The sequence below is a fragment of the Stenotrophomonas sp. 63632_Sma genome, from assembly GCF_056482875.1.
In genome coordinates, this window is sequence record NZ_CM151220.1 from 838,196 (window position 1) to 854,733 (window position 16,538).

The 16,538-nt window shown below is 62.5% G+C and carries 27 protein-coding genes; all 27 read left to right on the forward strand.

Annotation, left to right across the window (positions count from 1 at the left end):
• The first annotated feature begins 91 nt into the window (after window positions 1–91).
• The 27 genes from fusA to rpsD all read left to right on the forward strand — a co-directional run bounded on the left by fusA (window position 92) and on the right by rpsD (window position 16,491).
• Window positions 92–2,233 (forward strand): elongation factor G, encoded by a 2,142-nt coding sequence (fusA, locus tag ACZK45_RS03800; RefSeq protein WP_005408207.1) that lies wholly within the window; start codon window positions 92–94, stop codon window positions 2,231–2,233.
• A 52-nt stretch (window positions 2,234–2,285) separates the two neighbouring features.
• On the forward strand, window positions 2,286–3,476 hold the full coding sequence (gene tuf, locus ACZK45_RS03805) for an elongation factor Tu (RefSeq protein WP_004154360.1): 1,191 nt from the start codon (window positions 2,286–2,288) through the stop codon (window positions 3,474–3,476).
• A gap of 332 nt (window positions 3,477–3,808) precedes the next feature.
• On the forward strand, window positions 3,809–4,120 hold the full coding sequence (rpsJ, locus tag ACZK45_RS03810; protein WP_005408208.1) for a 30S ribosomal protein S10: 312 nt from the start codon (window positions 3,809–3,811) through the stop codon (window positions 4,118–4,120).
• Between the two features lie 11 nt (window positions 4,121–4,131).
• Window positions 4,132–4,782, forward strand: a complete 651-nt coding sequence (rplC, locus tag ACZK45_RS03815) for a 50S ribosomal protein L3 (RefSeq protein WP_004145336.1) — start codon at window positions 4,132–4,134, stop codon at window positions 4,780–4,782.
• Between the two features lie 12 nt (window positions 4,783–4,794).
• A complete protein-coding gene (gene rplD, locus ACZK45_RS03820) occupies window positions 4,795–5,400 on the forward strand; it encodes a 50S ribosomal protein L4 (RefSeq protein WP_004145337.1) in 606 nt (201 codons plus the stop codon).
• Complete coding sequence (gene rplW, locus ACZK45_RS03825) at window positions 5,397–5,696, forward strand: 50S ribosomal protein L23 (RefSeq protein WP_004145338.1); 300 nt, start codon at window positions 5,397–5,399, stop codon at window positions 5,694–5,696. Before rplD ends, rplW begins: the two co-directional genes overlap by 4 nt.
• 10 nt (window positions 5,697–5,706) lie before the next feature.
• A complete protein-coding gene (gene rplB, locus ACZK45_RS03830) occupies window positions 5,707–6,534 on the forward strand; it encodes a 50S ribosomal protein L2 (RefSeq protein WP_004145339.1) in 828 nt (275 codons plus the stop codon).
• Between the two features lie 6 nt (window positions 6,535–6,540).
• Complete coding sequence (gene rpsS / locus ACZK45_RS03835) at window positions 6,541–6,810, forward strand: 30S ribosomal protein S19 (protein WP_004154485.1); 270 nt, start codon at window positions 6,541–6,543, stop codon at window positions 6,808–6,810.
• Between the two features lie 12 nt (window positions 6,811–6,822).
• Window positions 6,823–7,158 (forward strand): 50S ribosomal protein L22, encoded by a 336-nt coding sequence (gene rplV / locus ACZK45_RS03840; protein ID WP_004145348.1) that lies wholly within the window; start codon window positions 6,823–6,825, stop codon window positions 7,156–7,158.
• An 18-nt stretch (window positions 7,159–7,176) separates the two neighbouring features.
• Window positions 7,177–7,911: a 30S ribosomal protein S3 gene (gene rpsC / locus ACZK45_RS03845; RefSeq protein ID WP_004145350.1), complete on the forward strand. Its 735-nt coding sequence runs from the start codon at window positions 7,177–7,179 to the stop codon at window positions 7,909–7,911.
• A 5-nt stretch (window positions 7,912–7,916) separates the two neighbouring features.
• Complete coding sequence (rplP, locus tag ACZK45_RS03850) at window positions 7,917–8,330, forward strand: 50S ribosomal protein L16 (protein WP_004154486.1); 414 nt, start codon at window positions 7,917–7,919, stop codon at window positions 8,328–8,330.
• The gene (gene rpmC, locus ACZK45_RS03855; protein WP_004154487.1) at window positions 8,330–8,515 is read left to right on the forward strand and encodes a 50S ribosomal protein L29; all 186 of its coding nucleotides are present in this window, start codon (window positions 8,330–8,332) and stop codon (window positions 8,513–8,515) included. The genes rplP and rpmC overlap by 1 nt, the downstream gene beginning before the upstream one ends.
• Before the next feature lie 11 nt (window positions 8,516–8,526).
• Window positions 8,527–8,796: a 30S ribosomal protein S17 gene (rpsQ, locus tag ACZK45_RS03860; RefSeq protein WP_004154489.1), complete on the forward strand. Its 270-nt coding sequence runs from the start codon at window positions 8,527–8,529 to the stop codon at window positions 8,794–8,796.
• A gap of 11 nt (window positions 8,797–8,807) precedes the next feature.
• Entirely contained in the window at window positions 8,808–9,176 is a 369-nt protein-coding gene (rplN, locus tag ACZK45_RS03865; protein ID WP_004145357.1) for a 50S ribosomal protein L14, read from the forward strand.
• Window positions 9,177–9,192: 16 nt separating this feature from the next.
• Entirely contained in the window at window positions 9,193–9,510 is a 318-nt protein-coding gene (gene rplX / locus ACZK45_RS03870) for a 50S ribosomal protein L24 (protein WP_004154490.1), read from the forward strand.
• Window positions 9,511–9,521: 11 nt separating this feature from the next.
• The gene (gene rplE / locus ACZK45_RS03875) at window positions 9,522–10,064 is read left to right on the forward strand and encodes a 50S ribosomal protein L5 (protein WP_004154491.1); all 543 of its coding nucleotides are present in this window, start codon (window positions 9,522–9,524) and stop codon (window positions 10,062–10,064) included.
• Between the two features lie 18 nt (window positions 10,065–10,082).
• Window positions 10,083–10,388 (forward strand): 30S ribosomal protein S14, encoded by a 306-nt coding sequence (gene rpsN, locus ACZK45_RS03880; protein ID WP_005408209.1) that lies wholly within the window; start codon window positions 10,083–10,085, stop codon window positions 10,386–10,388.
• Between the two features lie 258 nt (window positions 10,389–10,646).
• Window positions 10,647–11,045, forward strand: a complete 399-nt coding sequence (rpsH, locus tag ACZK45_RS03885; RefSeq protein ID WP_005408210.1) for a 30S ribosomal protein S8 — start codon at window positions 10,647–10,649, stop codon at window positions 11,043–11,045.
• 18 nt (window positions 11,046–11,063) lie between these two features.
• The gene (gene rplF / locus ACZK45_RS03890) at window positions 11,064–11,588 is read left to right on the forward strand and encodes a 50S ribosomal protein L6 (RefSeq protein ID WP_010483977.1); all 525 of its coding nucleotides are present in this window, start codon (window positions 11,064–11,066) and stop codon (window positions 11,586–11,588) included.
• A gap of 80 nt (window positions 11,589–11,668) precedes the next feature.
• Window positions 11,669–12,028: a 50S ribosomal protein L18 gene (gene rplR / locus ACZK45_RS03895; protein ID WP_024957318.1), complete on the forward strand. Its 360-nt coding sequence runs from the start codon at window positions 11,669–11,671 to the stop codon at window positions 12,026–12,028.
• A gap of 161 nt (window positions 12,029–12,189) precedes the next feature.
• The gene (gene rpsE / locus ACZK45_RS03900) at window positions 12,190–12,732 is read left to right on the forward strand and encodes a 30S ribosomal protein S5 (protein WP_004145411.1); all 543 of its coding nucleotides are present in this window, start codon (window positions 12,190–12,192) and stop codon (window positions 12,730–12,732) included.
• Window positions 12,725–12,916, forward strand: a complete 192-nt coding sequence (gene rpmD, locus ACZK45_RS03905; protein ID WP_004145412.1) for a 50S ribosomal protein L30 — start codon at window positions 12,725–12,727, stop codon at window positions 12,914–12,916. Before rpsE ends, rpmD begins: the two co-directional genes overlap by 8 nt.
• A 6-nt stretch (window positions 12,917–12,922) precedes the next feature.
• Complete coding sequence (gene rplO, locus ACZK45_RS03910) at window positions 12,923–13,366, forward strand: 50S ribosomal protein L15 (protein WP_004154498.1); 444 nt, start codon at window positions 12,923–12,925, stop codon at window positions 13,364–13,366.
• 7 nt (window positions 13,367–13,373) lie between these two features.
• Complete coding sequence (gene secY, locus ACZK45_RS03915; RefSeq protein WP_005408215.1) at window positions 13,374–14,741, forward strand: preprotein translocase subunit SecY; 1,368 nt, start codon at window positions 13,374–13,376, stop codon at window positions 14,739–14,741.
• A 347-nt stretch (window positions 14,742–15,088) separates the two neighbouring features.
• A complete protein-coding gene (gene rpsM, locus ACZK45_RS03920; RefSeq protein WP_004154500.1) occupies window positions 15,089–15,445 on the forward strand; it encodes a 30S ribosomal protein S13 in 357 nt (118 codons plus the stop codon).
• An 11-nt stretch (window positions 15,446–15,456) separates the two neighbouring features.
• Window positions 15,457–15,846 (forward strand): 30S ribosomal protein S11, encoded by a 390-nt coding sequence (gene rpsK / locus ACZK45_RS03925; RefSeq protein ID WP_004145443.1) that lies wholly within the window; start codon window positions 15,457–15,459, stop codon window positions 15,844–15,846.
• Between the two features lie 15 nt (window positions 15,847–15,861).
• Window positions 15,862–16,491 carry a 30S ribosomal protein S4 gene (rpsD, locus tag ACZK45_RS03930; RefSeq protein ID WP_004145446.1) on the forward strand — a complete coding sequence of 210 codons (630 nt, stop codon included), beginning with the start codon at window positions 15,862–15,864 and terminating at the stop codon, window positions 16,489–16,491.
• The last annotated feature ends 47 nt before the right edge of the window (window positions 16,492–16,538 follow it).

Genomic DNA, 16,538 nt, shown 5'->3' on the forward strand with positions numbered 1-16,538 from the left:
GCCTCGCGGTCCCAGAAGGACTGCGCCAATCCGAAGGCCGCCGAAAGGCGGCGTTCGGCCATCCGAAATCCAAGAAATCTGAGAGGCTCCCGTGGCCCGTTCCACTCCCATCGAGCGTTACCGTAACTTCGGCATCATGGCTCACATCGATGCCGGCAAGACCACCACGTCCGAGCGCATCCTGTTCTACACCGGCAAGAGCCACAAGATCGGTGAAGTGCACGACGGCGCCGCCACCATGGACTGGATGGAGCAGGAGCAGGAGCGTGGCATCACGATCCAGTCCGCTGCCACCACCGCGTTCTGGAAGGGCATGGACAAGTCCCTGCCGGAGCACCGCTTCAACATCATCGACACCCCCGGGCACGTCGACTTCACCATCGAAGTGGAGCGCTCGCTGCGCGTGCTCGACGGTGCCGTCTTCGTCCTGTGCGCCGTCGGTGGCGTGCAGCCGCAGTCGGAAACCGTGTGGCGCCAGGCCAACAAGTACCACGTGCCGCGCATCGCGTTCGTCAACAAGATGGACCGCACCGGTGCCAACTTCCAGAAGGTCGTCGGCCAGCTGAAGGCCAAGCTGGGCGCGGTTGCCGTGCCGATGCAGCTGCCGATCGGCGCTGAAGACAACTTCAAGGGCGTCGTCGACCTGCTGAAGATGAAGGCCATCCATTGGGATGAGGCTTCGCAGGGCATGAAGTTCGAATACGGTGAAATCCCGGCCGAGCTGCAGGGCCCGGCTGAAGAGGCTCGCCAGTTCATGGTCGAGACCGCTGCCGAAGCCAGCGAAGAGCTGATGGAAAAGTACCTGGGCGGCGAAGAGCTGGCCGAGGCTGAAATCATCAACGCGCTGCGTACCCGCACCCTGGCCACCGAGATCGTGCCGATGTACTGCGGCTCGGCCTTCAAGAACAAGGGCGTGCAGGCCATGCTGGACGGCGTGATCCAGCTGCTGCCGTCGCCGGTCGACGTGCCGGACGTGAAGGGCGTGGACGTTGACGACGACACCGTCGAAATGACCCGCAAGTCGGACGACAAGGCTCCGTTCTCGTCGCTCGCCTTCAAGATCATCACCGACCCGTTCGTCGGCGCGCTGACCTTCTTCCGTGTCTACTCGGGCACCCTGAACGGTGGCGACACCGTGCTGAACTCGGTGAAGGGCAAGAAGGAGCGCATCGGCCGCATCCTGCAGATGCACTCGAACAACCGCGAGGAAATCAAGGAAGTTCTGGCCGGTGACATCGCCGCTGCCGTGGGCCTGAAGGACACCACCACCGGTGACACCCTGTGCGCCGTGGACGCCCCGATCATCCTGGAGCGCATGACGTTCCCGGAGCCGGTGATCTCGATGGCCGTCGAGCCGAAGACCAAGTCGGACCAGGAAAAGATGGGTCTGGCCCTGGGCCGTCTGGCGCAGGAAGATCCGTCGTTCCGCGTCAAGACCGACGAAGAATCCGGCCAGACCATCATCTCGGGCATGGGCGAGCTGCACCTGGACATCATCGTCGACCGCCTGAAGCGCGAGTTCAACGTTGAAGCCAACGTCGGCGCGCCGCAGGTGGCCTACCGCGAAACCATCACCCTGGCCGACGTCAAGTCGGACTACAAGCACGCCAAGCAGTCCGGTGGTAAGGGTCAGTACGGTCACGTCGTGATCGAACTGTCGCCGATCACCGCTGCCGACCGTGCCGATCCGAAGCTGGCTCCGGCCATCAAGGACGACTTCCTGTTCATCAACGACATCACCGGCGGCGTGATCCCGAAGGAATTCATTCCGTCGGTTGAAAAGGGCCTGCGCGAAACCATCACCAGCGGTCCGCTGGCTGGCTTCCCGGTCGTGGACGTCAAGGTGAAGCTGGTGTTCGGTTCGTACCACGACGTCGACTCCTCGGAAATGGCGTTCAAGCTGGCTTCGTCGATGGCCTTCAAGCAGGGCTTCGCCAAGGCCAAGCCGGTGCTGCTGGAGCCGATCATGAAGGTCGAGATCGTGACCCCGGAGGATTACCAGGGTGACGTGATGGGCGACGTCAGCCGTCGTCGCGGCGTGCTGCAGGGTTCCGACACCACCGGTGACGGCTCCGCTTCGATCATCAACGCGATGATCCCGCTGGGTGAAATGTTCGGCTACGCCACTGCGCTGCGTTCGCAGACCCAGGGCCGCGCCACCTTCACCATGGAATTCGATCACTACGAGCCGGCTCCGACCAACATCGCCGAAGCCGTCATGAAGAAGGGCTGAGCCTCGCTCAGCCTCTCTTGAAACCACTTACGAACAATCAAGGTATAGAACAATGGCAAAGGGTAAGTTCGAGCGCACCAAGCCGCACGTCAACGTCGGCACCATCGGTCACGTCGATCACGGCAAGACCACGCTGACCGCTGCACTGACCAAGATCGGTGCCGAGCGCTTCGGTGGCGAGTTCAAGGATTACTCCTCGATCGACGCCGCGCCGGAAGAAAAGGCGCGTGGTATCACGATCTCGACCGCGCACGTCGAGTACGAATCCCCGGTCCGTCACTACGCCCACGTCGATTGCCCGGGCCACGCTGACTACGTCAAGAACATGATCACCGGTGCCGCCCAGATGGACGGCGCGATCCTGGTGTGCTCGGCCGCTGACGGCCCGATGCCGCAGACCCGCGAGCACATCCTGCTGTCGCGTCAGGTCGGCGTGCCGTACATCGTCGTGTTCCTGAACAAGGCCGACATGGTTGACGACGCCGAGCTGCTCGAGCTGGTCGAGATGGAAGTGCGCGAGCTGCTGAGCAAGTACGACTTCCCGGGCGACGACACCCCGATCATCGCCGGTTCGGCCCGTCTGGCGCTGGAAGGCGACCAGAGCGACATCGGCGTGCCGGCCATCCTGAAGCTGGTCGATGCCCTGGACAGCTGGATTCCGGAGCCGGAGCGTGCGATCGACAAGCCGTTCCTGATGCCGGTGGAAGACGTGTTCTCGATCTCGGGCCGCGGCACCGTGGTGACCGGTCGTATCGAGCGCGGCGTGATCAAGGTTGGCGACGAGATCGAAATCGTCGGCATCCGTCCGGTGCAGAAGACCACCGTGACCGGCGTTGAAATGTTCCGCAAGCTGCTGGACCAGGGTCAGGCAGGCGACAACGCTGGCCTGCTGCTGCGCGGCACCAAGCGTGACGACGTCGAGCGTGGCCAGGTTCTGGCCAAGCCGGGTTCGATCAAGCCGCACACCAAGTTCGAAGGCGAAGTCTACGTCCTGTCGAAGGACGAGGGCGGCCGTCACACCCCGTTCTTCAACGGCTACCGTCCGCAGTTCTACTTCCGCACCACCGACATCACCGGCGCAGCTGCTCTGCCGGAAGGCGTCGAAATGGTGATGCCGGGTGACAACGTCAAGATGGTCGTCACCCTGATCAACCCGGTGGCAATGGACGAAGGCCTGCGCTTCGCCATCCGCGAAGGCGGTCGTACCGTCGGCGCCGGCGTGGTCTCGAAGATCATCGAGTAATCTGGTAGTATCTGCGCCCCGATGTTGCCTGGGTAGGGCATCGGGGCGTATCAAATGGGAAAGCAGGCACAGGATGTGCCTTGTGTTCCCCGGACCAGGAAGGGTCAATGCCATTCAGGCGGCGTCAACAGGCGACTGTTGACAGCTGCCTTGCGTGCCATTATGCTTCTACGTCTGGGCAGGCCGGGTAACTGGTCTGCCTACGTTTTTGAGGTCTATGGAGTGACCTTGGCGGCCTGCAGGACTGTGGGTCGTCCGTATTCAGGAATTTCATGGGACAAAGCAACCCAGAGGCTTTGTCTGTCGCTCTTTTAACGAAGGAACCTACCGCCATGGCGGACCAAAAGATCCGGATCCGGCTGAAAGCGTTCGATCATCGTCTGATCGACCGTTCGGCCAGCGAGATCGTTGAAACGGCAAAGCGGACCGGCGCGCAAGTGCGTGGCCCGATCCCGCTGCCGACCAAGATCGAGCGTTACACCGTTCTCGTTTCCCCGCACGTCGACAAGGACGCGCGTGACCAGTACGAGACCCGCACGCACAAGCGCGTGCTCGATATCGTTGACCCGAATGACAAGACCGTGGACGCGCTGATGAAGCTCGAACTGGCTGCCGGCGTCGACGTTCAGATCAAGCTGACCTGAGGACTACGACCATGACGAAGAAGTATTCGTTGGGCTTCGTGGGCCGCAAGGCTGGCATGAGCCGCGTGTTCACTGAAGATGGCCGCTCCATCCCGGTGACCCTGATCGAAGCAACCCCGAACCGCATCGCGCAGATCAAGACCGTCGAAACCGACGGCTACAGCGCCGTGCAGGTGACCGTCGGCGCGCGTCGCGCTGCCCTGGTCAACAAGCCGGAAGCCGGCCACTTCGCCAAGGCGAAGGTGGAAGCGGGTCGTGGCCTGTGGGAATTCCGCGTTGAAGACGCGCAGCTCGGCGATTTCGCCGTTGGCGGCGAAGTCAAGGCGGACATCTTCGAAGTCGGCCAGATCGTCGACGTCCAGGGTGTCACCAAGGGTAAGGGCTTCCAGGGCACCATCAAGCGCCACAACTTCCGTATGGGCGATGCAACCCACGGTAACTCGCTGTCGCATCGCGCGCCGGGTTCGCTGGGTCAGCGCCAGACCCCGGGTCGCGTTTTCCCGGGCAAGAAGATGTCGGGCCACATGGGCGCGGTGCAGCAGAGCACCCAGAACCTGGAAGTGGTCAAGGTCGACGTCGAGCGCGGTCTGATCGCCGTTCGCGGCGCCGTTCCGGGCGCGGCGGGTGGCGACGTGATCGTCCGTCCGGCGAGCAAGGCATAAGGAGAGATGACGATGGAACTCGTTATCACGGGTAGCAACAACAAGGTCTCGGTCTCCGACGCCGTGTTCGGTCGCGATTTCAGCGAAGATCTGGTCCACCAGGTCGTCGTTGCCTACCGCAACGCCGGTCGCGCCGGCACCAAGGCACAGAAGACTCGCTCCGAAGTGGCTGGTACCACCAAGAAGTCGAAGAAGCAGAAGGGCGGCGGCGCGCGTCATGGCGCACTGACGGCTCCGATCTTCGTCGGCGGCGGTGTCACCTTCGCGGCCAAGCCGCGCAGCTTCGAGCAGAAGGTCAATCGTAAGCAGTACCGTGCCGCCATGTGCGCGATCCTGTCCGAGCTGAACCGTCAGGGCCGTCTGACCATCGTGGAGTCCTTCGACGTCGAAGTGACCAACACGAAGGGTCTGATCGCCAAGCTGGCCGGCCTGGAAGTGGGCAAGCGCCCGCTGATCGTCACCGAAGAAGCGTCCGAGCACCTGTACCTGTCCGCCCGCAATCTGCCGTACGTGCAGGTGCGTGACGTCCAGGGTCTGGATCCGGTCTCGCTGGTGGGTGCCGACACGGTCGTCATCACCGCTGACGCGGTCAAGAAGGTCGAGGAGTGGCTGGCATGAACAGCAACGAAAAAATCTTCAGCGTGCTGCGTGCCCCGCGTGTCTCCGAAAAGACCGCGCGCCTGCAGGAACTCTCCAACCAGTATGTCTTCGAAGTTTCGAACGAAGCCACCAAGGCCGATGTAAAGGCCGCGGTTGAGCAGCTGTTCGACGTCAAGGTCGAAGCCGTCAACGTGGTCAACGTCAAGGGCAAGAACAAGTCCTTCCGTAACCGTGCTGGCCGCCGCGGCGATTGGCGCAAGGCGTACGTTCGCCTGGCCGATGGCCAGTCGATCGATGTAACGGCCAAGGCCTGAGGTACATCCCATGCCATTGATGAAATTCAAGCCCACTTCCCCCGGCCGCCGTTCGGCCGTGCGCGTGGTCACTCCCGACCTGCACAAGGGTGCTCCGCACGCTGCGCTGGTCGAGTCGCAGAGCCGCTCGGGTGGTCGTAACCACCATGGCCGCATCACCGTGCGTCACGTCGGTGGTGGTGCCAAGCAGCACTACCGCATCATCGACTTCAAGCGCAACAAGCTGGGCATCCCGGCGCGCGTGGAACGCATCGAATACGATCCGAACCGCACCGCGCACATCGCTCTGCTGTGCTACGTCGACGGTGAGCGTCGCTACATCATCGCCCCGAAGGGCCTGAAGGCTGGTGATCAGGTGATCGCTGGTTCGGATGCTCCGATCAAGGCTGGCAACACCCTGCCGCTGCGCAACATCCCGGTCGGCACCACCATCCACTGCATCGAACTGAAGCCGGGCAAGGGCGCTCAGATCGCTCGCGCCGCTGGTGCGGCCGTGCAGCTGGTGGCTCGCGAAGGCATCTACGCCACCCTGCGCCTGCGCTCGGGTGAAATGCGTAAGGTTCCGGTCGAGTGCTGCGCCACCATCGGCGAAGTCGGCAACGACGAGCACAGCCTGGAAAAGCTGGGCAAGGCCGGTGCCAAGCGTTGGCGCGGCGTCCGCCCGACCGTTCGTGGTGCTGCCATGAACCCGGTTGACCACCCGCACGGTGGTGGTGAGGCGAAGGCCGGCCAGGGTAATCCGCATCCGGTCACCCCGTGGGGTGTCCCGACCAAGGGTTACAAGACGCGCCATAACAAGCGCACTCAGCAGTTCATCGTCCGCGATCGTAGGGGCTAATCGACCATGGCACGTTCACTCAAGAAGGGCCCGTTCGTCGATCACCACCTCGTCAAGAAGGTGGAGGCCGCTGCGGGCAGCAAGAAGCCGATCAAGACCTGGTCGCGCCGTTCGATGATCCTGCCTGACATGGTAGGCGTCACCATTGCCGTGCATAACGGCAAGAACCACATCCCGGTTCTCGTCAACGAGAACATGGTCGGCCACAAGCTCGGCGAATTTGCCATCACCCGGACCTTCAAGGGTCACGGTGGTGACAAGAAGTCGGGCAAGTAAGGAGAGATGACAATGGAAGCGAAAGCCATCCTGCGCACTGCGCGCATCTCCCCGCAGAAGGCTCGTCTGGTCGCTGACCAGGTGCGCGGTCTGCCGGCCGAGCGTGCGGTCAACCTGCTGAAGTTCTCGGACAAGAAGGCTGCCCACCTGATCAAGAAGGTGGTGGAGTCGGCAATTGCCAACGCCGAGAACAACCAGGGCGCCGACGTCGACGAGCTGAAGGTTCAGACCATCATGGTTGATGAAGGTCCGACCCTGAAGCGTTTCATGGCGCGGGCGAAAGGCCGCGGTACCCGCATCCTCAAGCGCACCAGCCACATCACTGTGGTTGTGGGCGCCGCCAAGTAAGCGGATAAGGAAAAGACCATGGGTCATAAAGTTCATCCGATTGGTATCCGCCTCGGCATTTCCAAGGACTGGAACTCCAAGTGGTACGCCAACAAGGCCGAGTTCGCTGGTTACCTGGCAGCCGACCTGAAAGTGCGCGAAATGCTGCGCAAGAAGCTGGCTCAGGCCGGCATCAGCAAGATCCTGATCGAGCGTCCGGCCAAGACCGCTCGCGTGACGATCCACACCGCCCGTCCGGGCGTGGTGATCGGCAAGCGCGGTGAGGACATCGAGAAGCTGCGCAAGGAAGTGAGCGAGATGATGGGCGTCCCGGCGCACATCAACGTCACCGAAGTGCGCAAGCCGGAACTGGACGCGCAGCTCGTTGCCGAGTCGATCGCCCAGCAGCTGGAGCGTCGCATCATGTTCCGCCGTGCAATGAAGCGCTCGGTCGGCAACGCGATGCGTCTGGGTGCCCTGGGCATCAAGGTCAACGTCGGTGGCCGCCTCAACGGTGCAGAAATCGCCCGTTCGGAGTGGTACCGCGAAGGCCGCGTGCCGCTGCACACCCTGCGTGCCGACATCGACTATGGCTTCGCTGAAGCCAAGACGACCTACGGCATCATCGGCATCAAGGTCTGGATCTACAAGGGCGAGGTCTTCGATTTCTCCCAGGTTGGCCAGGAAAAGCAGGACGACACCCCGTCGCGCAACGATCGTCACGATCGCGGCGACCGTGGTGACCGTCAGCGCCCGGCCCGTGAAGCGAGGTAACGACAATGTTGCAACCCAAGCGAACCAAGTACCGCAAGGTACACAAGGGCCGTAACGATGGCCTGAGCTGGAGCGCCAACGCTGTCAGCTTCGGCGAATACGGCCTGAAGGCAACCGCACACGGTCAGCTGACCGCGCGTCAGATCGAAGCGGCCCGCCGCTCGATCAGCCGCTACGTCAAGCGCGGCGGCAAGATGTGGATCCGCGTGTTCCCCGACAAGCCCATCACCAAGAAGCCCATCGAAGTCCGAATGGGTTCTGGTAAGGGCAACGTGGAATACTGGGTGGCCCAGATCCAGCCCGGCCGCATGATCTATGAAATCGAGGGTGTTTCCGAGGAAGTGGCTCGCGAGGCGTTCCGCCTGGCCGCCGCCAAGCTCTCGGTCACCACCACTTTCGTGACCCGTACGGTGCGCTGATGGATATCAAAACTCTCCGTGAAAAGTCGGCTGACGAACTCAAGGCCCACCTGATCGACCTGCGTAAGGAACAGTTCTCTGTCCGTATGCAGCAGGTCACCGGCCAGCTGCCGAAGACCCACGACATTCGCCGGGTCCGTCGCGAGATTGCTCGCGTCAAGACCCTGCTCGGCAGCACGAAGTAAGGATGGCCGCTATGAGCGACAATACTGAAAAGAAGACGCTGCGCACGGTCGAAGGCCGTGTCGTCAGCAACAAGATGGACAAGACGGTTACCGTCCTGGTTGAGCGTCAGGTCAAGCACGCGCTGTACGGCAAGTACATCAAGCGCTCGACGAAGCTGCACGCCCACGATGCCGACAACGCCTGCAAGGAAGGCGATGTCGTCCGCGTGACCGAGATTGCTCCGATGTCCAAGACCAAGAACTGGCGCGTGGTGGAAGTCATCACGCGCGCGGCTGAATAAGGAGCTGAATCATGATCCAGATGCAGAGCTACCTTGACGTCGCGGACAATTCGGGTGCCAAGCAGGTGATGTGCTTCAAGGTGCTGGGTGGTTCCAAGCGCCGTTACGCCGGCATCGGCGACATCATCAAGGTCACCGTGAAGGATGCGATTCCGCGCGGCAAGGTCAAGAAGGGTGAAGTGTATGACGCCGTCGTGGTGCGTACCCGCAAGGGTGTGCGTCGCGCCGACGGCTCGCTGATCCGCTTCGACGGCAACGCTGCCGTTCTGCTGAACAGCAAGCAGGAGCCGATCGGTACCCGTATCTTCGGGCCGGTGACCCGTGAACTTCGTTCGGAGAAGTTCATGAAGATCGTCTCGCTCGCTCCCGAAGTGCTGTGAGCGACAGGAGATAATCATGGCTAACCGTATCAAGAAGGGCGACCAGGTTGTCGTCAACGCTGGCAAGGACAAGGGCAAGCAGGGCGAAGTCGTCCGCGTCGACGGCGACCGTGTGGTCGTCGCCAACGTGAACATCGTCAAGCGCCACACCAAGCCGAACCCGCAGGCAGGTGTTGCCGGCGGCGTGGTCGAGCGCGAAGCTTCGATCCATATCTCCAACGTGAATGTTCTGAACCCGGCTTCGGGCAAGGGCGAACGCGTTGGCTTCAAGGTGCTGGAGGATGGACGCAAACTGCGTGTGTTCCGCTCCAGCGGTGAGGCGCTCGACGCCTGAGGAATGAGAAGATGAGTTCCCGTCTCGAAAAGTTCTACAAGGACGAAGTGGTGCCGGCGCTGATGAAGCAGTTCGGCTACACCAATCCGATGGAAGTGCCGAAGCTGGTCAAAGTCACCCTGAACATGGGTGTCGGCGAAGCGGCCACCAACAAGAAGATCCTGGAAAACGCCGTCGGCGACATGACCAAGATTTCCGGCCAGAAGCCGGTTGTCACCAAGTCGCGTGTGTCGGTTGCGTCGTTCAAGATCCGCGATGGTTGGCCGATCGGCTGCAAGACCACGCTGCGTCGCCACAAGATGTACGAGTTCCTGGATCGCCTGATCAACATCTCGCTGCCGCGCGTGCGCGACTTCCGTGGTGTTTCCGGTCGTTCCTTCGACGGCCGCGGCAACTTCAACATGGGTGTGAAGGAGCAGATCATCTTCCCGGAAATCGACTTCGACGCCGTCGACGCGATCCGCGGTATGGATATCGCCATCACCACCACTGCGAAGACCGATGCGGAAGCGAAGGCGCTGCTGGCAGCGTTCAAGTTCCCGTTCCGTAACTGATCTGTCGAGGAAACCGAAATGGCAAAGACCTCCATGGTCAACCGCGACATCAAGCGGGAAAAGCTGGCAAAGAAGTACGCTGAAAAGCGTGCAGCTCTGAAGAAGATCGTGTCCTCCGTGGACGCGACCTACGAAGAGAAGATCGACGCCGCAACCAAGCTGGCCAAGCTGCCGCGCGATTCGTCGCCGAGCCGCCAGCGCAACCGTTGCGAGCTGTCGGGTCGTCCGCGTGGCGTCTACAGCAAGTTCGGCCTGGGCCGTAACAAGCTGCGTGAAGCCACCATGCGTGGCGACGTCCCGGGTCTGCGCAAGGCCAGCTGGTAATCCCAGCCGGCCCTGCGATCAGGCGCCCCTTCGGGGGTGCCTGAACCGGGCAGGGGAGGCATTCAGCTTTCCCGACGCAAAAAAACCGAAGAGCCCGGCGCAAGCCGGGCTCTTTTGGCGTATACTCCCGCGTCTTGCCCTGTGCAAACGGGGTTGTAGGAGTGGGCCCTTGGCCCGCTGCATCAAGGGACCTGGCCCGTTTCCAGGAGACAACAGATTTTCGCGAAAGCGGATATCGGTGCACTCAAAGGTACTCATATGAGCATGACTGATCCCATCGCCGACCTGCTGGTCCGCATCAAGAATGCGGCCGCGGTTGGCAAGCAGACGGTGAAAGCCCCGTCGTCCAAGATCAAGGTTGCGATCGCCCAGGTCCTGAAGGACGAGGGTTACATCACCGACCTGCGCGTGACCCAGCTGGAAAACAACAAGTCCGAGCTGGAAATCGTGCTGAAGTATTTCGAAGGCAAGCCGGTCATCGCGACCCTGAAGCGCTTCTCGCGTTCGGGCCTGCGCCAGTACCGCGGCAAGAGCGAGCTGCCGAAGGTCATGAACGGCCTGGGTATCTCCATCATTTCCACCTCCAAGGGCATCATGACTGATGCGCAGGCGCGCCAGCTGGGCGTCGGCGGCGAAGTCCTGTGCTTCGTGGCCTAAGGCGAAAGGAGTAGAACTATGTCCCGCGTAGCCAAGAAGCCGATCGACCTGGGTAAGGTTGAACTGAACGTCCAGTCGGACAGCGTCACCGCCAAGGGCCCGAAGGGTTCCCTGTCGCTGGCCAAGCCGGCCGGTATTGCCATCAACGTCGACAACGGCGTTGCCACCCTGAGCACCGAGAACGCCGAGCTGGTTGCACTGACCGGTACCGTGCGTGCGATCCTGGCCAACATGGTCAAGGGCGTGTCCGAAGGCTTCGAGCGCAAGCTGGAGCTGGTCGGCGTGGGTTACCGCGCTGCCATGCAGGGCAAGGACCTGAGCCTGTCGCTGGGCTTCTCGCACCCGGTCGTGTTCGTGGCGCCGGAAGGCATCACCATCACCACCCCGACCCAGACCGAGATCCTGGTCCAGGGCGCTGACAAGCAGGTCGTCGGTGAAGTTGCCGCCAAGATCCGTGCGTTCCGCAAGCCGGAGCCGTACAAGGGCAAGGGCGTGAAGTACTCCGACGAAGTCATCATCCGTAAGGAAGCCAAGAAGGCGTAAGTGCGAGTCCCTCGCAAGAGCCCGCACATCCTTGTGCGGACTCCTCAGGGAAAAGCCCAACCTTCAGCTTTCAAGGAATAATCAAAATGAACAAGAACATCGCCCGCCTGCGTCGCGCCAAGTCGACCCGCGCCCACATCCGTGAGCTCGGCGTCGCCCGCCTGTCGGTGCTGCGCACCGGCCAGCACCTGTACGCCCAGGTCTTCACCGCCGACGGTTCCAAGGTGCTGGCTGCTGCCAACACCACCCAGACCGACGTCATGGAAGGCCTGAAGAACGGCAAGAACGCCGACGCCGCCGCCAAGGTCGGCCGTATCGTCGCTGAGCGCGCCAAGGCCGCCGGCGTCGAGAAGGTTGCCTTCGATCGTTCGGGCTACCGCTACCACGGCCGCATCAAGGCCCTGGCAGAAGCCGCCCGCGAAGCCGGCCTGCAGTTCTAAGGGATAAGGGCAGGGGACCTGTGGTCTCCTGCCCGCCTGCTCGCCCGCCTGAGTGAGGCTGGACGGCGCCACTCTTCTGCAGTGGCCCACCGGAACAACGCGACATTCCACAACCATAAGCGGCCCCGAGCCGTACATACCCAAACTACCAAGGAATCAAAATGGCAGAAGAGCGTCAGCAGCGGGGTCGCGATCGCGACCGTAACCGCGAAGAGAAAGTCGATGACGGCATGATCGAAAAGCTGGTCGCGGTCAACCGCGTCAGCAAGACCGTCAAGGGTGGCCGCCAGTTCACCTTCACCGCCCTGACCGTGGTCGGCGACGGCGAAGGCAAGGTCGGTTTCGGCTATGGCAAGGCCCGCGAAGTGCCGGTCGCCATCCAGAAGTCGATGGAACAGGCCCGCAAGAACCTGGTCAGCGTTGACCTGAACAACGGCACCCTGTGGCACACCATCAAGGATGGTCACGGCGCAGCCCGCGTGTTCATGCAGCCGGCTTCGGAAGGTACCGGCGTCATCGCCGGCGGTGCCATGCGCGCCGTGCTGGAAGCCGTTGGCGTGAAGAACGTGCTGGCCAAGGCCACCGGTTCGCGCAACCCGATCAACCTGGTGCGTGCCACCGTGAAGGGCCTGTCTGCTGCGCAGTCGCCGGCTCGCATCGCGGCCAAGCGCGGCAAGAAGGTGGAGGAACTCAACCATGGCTAATGAGTCCAACAAGACTGTGAAGGTGCGCCTGGTGCGCGGCCTGCGTGGTGCTCAGTCGCGTCACCGCCTGTCGGTGCGTGCTCTGGGTCTGAACAAGCTCAACGATGTGCGTGAACTGAAGGACAGCCCGCAGGTTCGCGGTCTGATCAACACCGTTCACTACCTCGTCAAGGTTGAGGAGTAATCGATCATGACTCTGCGTCTCAATGAACTGAGCCCGGCACCGGGCGCCCGCACCGAGCGCACCCGCGTCGGTCGCGGTATCGGCTCGGGCCTGGGCAAGACTGCCGGCCGCGGCCACAAGGGTTCGTTCGCCCGTAAGGGTGGCGGCAAGATCAAGGCTGGCTTCGAAGGCGGCCAGACCCCCATGCAGCGTCGTCTGCCGAAGATCGGCTTCCGTTCGCCGATCGCCAAGGACACCGCTGAAGTGCTGCTGTACGCGCTGGACAAGCTGCCGGCCGGTGAGATCGACTTCGCCGCCCTGCGTGCTGCCAAGCTGGTCCCGAGCACTGCAAAGAAGGCCAAGGTCGTCGTCAAGGGCGAAGTGACCAAGGCGTTCACCCTGAAGGGTATCGCTGCCACGGCTGGTGCCAAGGCTGCGATCGAAGCTGCCGGCGGCAGCGTAACGGAGTAAGAAAATCATGGCGCAAGCTGGCATCGGTAACCTCGCGGGCGGAATGGGCAAGTTCACTGAACTTCGCCAACGTTTGCTGTTCGTCGTCGGGGCTTTGATCGTCTATCGCATCGGCTGCTACGTGCCGGTGCCGGGCGTCAATCCCGATGCCATGCTTGCCATGATGCAACAGCAGGGCGGCGGCATCGTGGACATGTTCAACATGTTCTCGGGCGGCGCCCTGCACCGTTTCAGCATCTTCGCGCTGAACGTGATGCCGTACATTTCGGCATCGATCGTGATGCAGCTGGCCGTGCACATCTTCCCCGCCCTGAAGGCGATGCAGAAGGAAGGTGAGTCCGGCCGCCGCAAGATCACCCAGTATTCGCGCATCGGCGCCGTGCTGCTGGCAGTGGTGCAGGGTGGCTCGATCGCACTGGCCCTGCAGGGTCAGGTCTCGCCGTCGGGCGCTCCGGTCGTGTACGCGCCGGGCATGGGCTTCGTGCTCACCGCCGTGGTCGCGCTGACCGCCGGCACCATGTTCCTGATGTGGGTCGGTGAGCAGGTCACCGAGCGCGGCATCGGCAACGGCGTGTCGCTGATCATCTTCGCCGGTATCGTCGCTGGCCTGCCGGGTGCGATCATCCACACCTTCGACGCCTACCGCGACGGCAACATCCAGTTCATCCAGCTGCTGCTGATCGCCATCGTCGTGCTCGCCTTCACCTTCTTCGTGGTGTTCGTCGAGCGTGGCCAGCGCCGGATCACGGTCAACTACGCGCGCCGCCAGGGCGGTCGCAACGCGTACATGAACCAGACCTCGTTCCTGCCGCTGAAGCTCAACATGGCCGGCGTCATCCCGGCGATCTTCGCCTCGAGCCTGCTGGCCTTCCCGGCCACCCTGGCCATGTGGTCCGGCCAGGCTGCCAACCAGAGCAGCTTCGGCCAGGTCCTGCAGAAGGTCGCCAACGCGCTCGGCCCGGGCGAGCCGCTGCACATGATCGTGTTCGCTGCGCTGATCACCGGTTTCGCGTTCTTCTATACCGCGCTGGTGTTCAACTCGCAGGAAACCGCCGACAACCTGAAGAAGTCGGGCGCGCTGATTCCGGGCATCCGTCCGGGCAAGGCAACCGCCGACTACATCGACGGCGTGCTGACCCGCCTGACCGCAGCCGGCTCGGCCTACCTGGTGATCGTCTGCCTGCTGCCGGAACTGATGCGCACGCAGCTGAACGCCTCGTTCTACTTCGGCGGTACTTCGCTGCTGATCGTGGTGGTGGTGGTGATGGACTTCATCGCCCAGGTGCAGGCGCACCTGATGTCCCACCAGTACGAGAGCCTGCTGAAGAAGGCCAACCTGAAGGGCGGCAACCGCGGCGGTTTTGCCCGCGGCTGATTGGCCTGTTATACTTTCGTCTTCCTGACGTGATGGTCCCTCCGCTTCGCGGACTCCGGCCACACAAACGAAGGGCGGCCCCCGCAGCGGTTCCGGGTGGGGGTGTGATGAGGTGGTCCCGCGCTGGAGTAGCGCGGGCGGCTCCGGGGGAAACCCCAGGTCCAACCCCATCCGGCGCCGGAGCCTGGGCACACTCCCCAGGCCGGGTTCATGAAACCAATGGTTTCACGGGCTTCCATGTAAACCGGAACCTTGTTAGTATCGCTAGTTCACTTTTTTGATCCATCCTGCCGGATTGGCGTGCCCGAGGCGCGCTGTCGGCCATCACTCAGCTGGAGAACCGCGTCATGGCGCGTATTGCAGGCGTCAACCTGCCAGCCCAGAAGCACGTCTGGGTCGGGTTGCAAAGCATTTACGGCATCGGCCGTACCCGTTCGAAGAAGGTCTGCGAAGTCGCAGGCGTTGCTTCGACCACCAAGATCCGCGATCTGTCGGAGCCGGAAATCGAGCGCCTGCGCGCCGAAGTCGGCAAGTACATCGTGGAAGGCGATCTGCGCCGTGAGATCGGCATCGCGATCAAGCGCCTGATGGACCTGGGCTGCTACCGCGGCCTGCGTCACCGTCGTGGCCTCCCGCTGCGTGGCCAGCGCACCCGTACCAACGCCCGCACCCGCAAGGGTCCGCGCAAGGCGATCAAGAAGTAAGGGACTGAGAAATGGCTAAGCCCGCTGCTAAGACCAAGAAGAAGATCAAGCGCGTCGTCACCGACGGCGTTGCCCACGTCCACGCTTCGTTCAACAACACCATCGTCACCATCACCGACCGCCAGGGCAACGCTCTGTCGTGGGCGACCTCCGGTGGCGCTGGCTTCCGCGGTTCGCGCAAGTCGACCCCGTTCGCTGCCCAGGTGGCTGCTGAAAAGGCCGGTCGTGCTGCGCTGGACTACGGCGTGAAGTCGCTGGAAGTCCGCATCAAGGGCCCGGGTCCGGGCCGTGAGTCGGCCGTGCGTTCGTTGAACAACGTCGGCTACAAGATCACCAACATCATCGACGTGACGCCTATCCCGCACAACGGGTGCCGTCCGCCGAAGAAGCGTCGCGTCTAAAGGGAGCGATAAGAAATGGCTCGTTATATCGGTCCTACCTGTAAGCTCGCCCGTCGCGAAGGCGCCGACCTGTCCCTGAAGAGCCCGGCGCGTGCGCTGGACTCGAAGTGCAAGCTGGAGCAGAAGCCCGGCCAGCACGGCGCCACTGCCCGCAAGGGCAAGCTGTCCGACTACGCCACCCAGCTGCGTGAAAAGCAGAAGGTCAAGCGTATCTACGGCCTGCTGGAGCGTCAGTTCCGCAACTACTACAAGAAGGCCTCGACCAAGAAGGGCAACACCGGCGAGAACCTGCTGCAGCTGCTGGAAACCCGCCTGGACAACGTCGTCTACCGCATGGGCTTCGCCGTGACCCGTCCGGCTGCCCGTCAGCTGGTGTCGCACCGCGGCGTCACCGTGAATGGCAAGTCGGTCAACCTGGCTTCGTACCAGGTCAAGGCTGGCGACGCCATCGCTCTGTCTGAAAAGGCTGCCAAGCAGCTGCGCGTCCAGGAAGCCCTGACCGTCGCCGCCCAGCATGACCTGAGCCCGTCGTGGGTTGAAGTGGATTCCGGCAAGTTCACCGGCATCTTCAAGGCTGTTCCGGATCGTTCGGATCTGCCTGCGGACATCAACGAAGCGCTGATCGTCGAGCTGTATTCGAAGTAATTCACATTGGAGAGCCCCCGGCGACGGCCGGGGGTTCACTAGGAGAA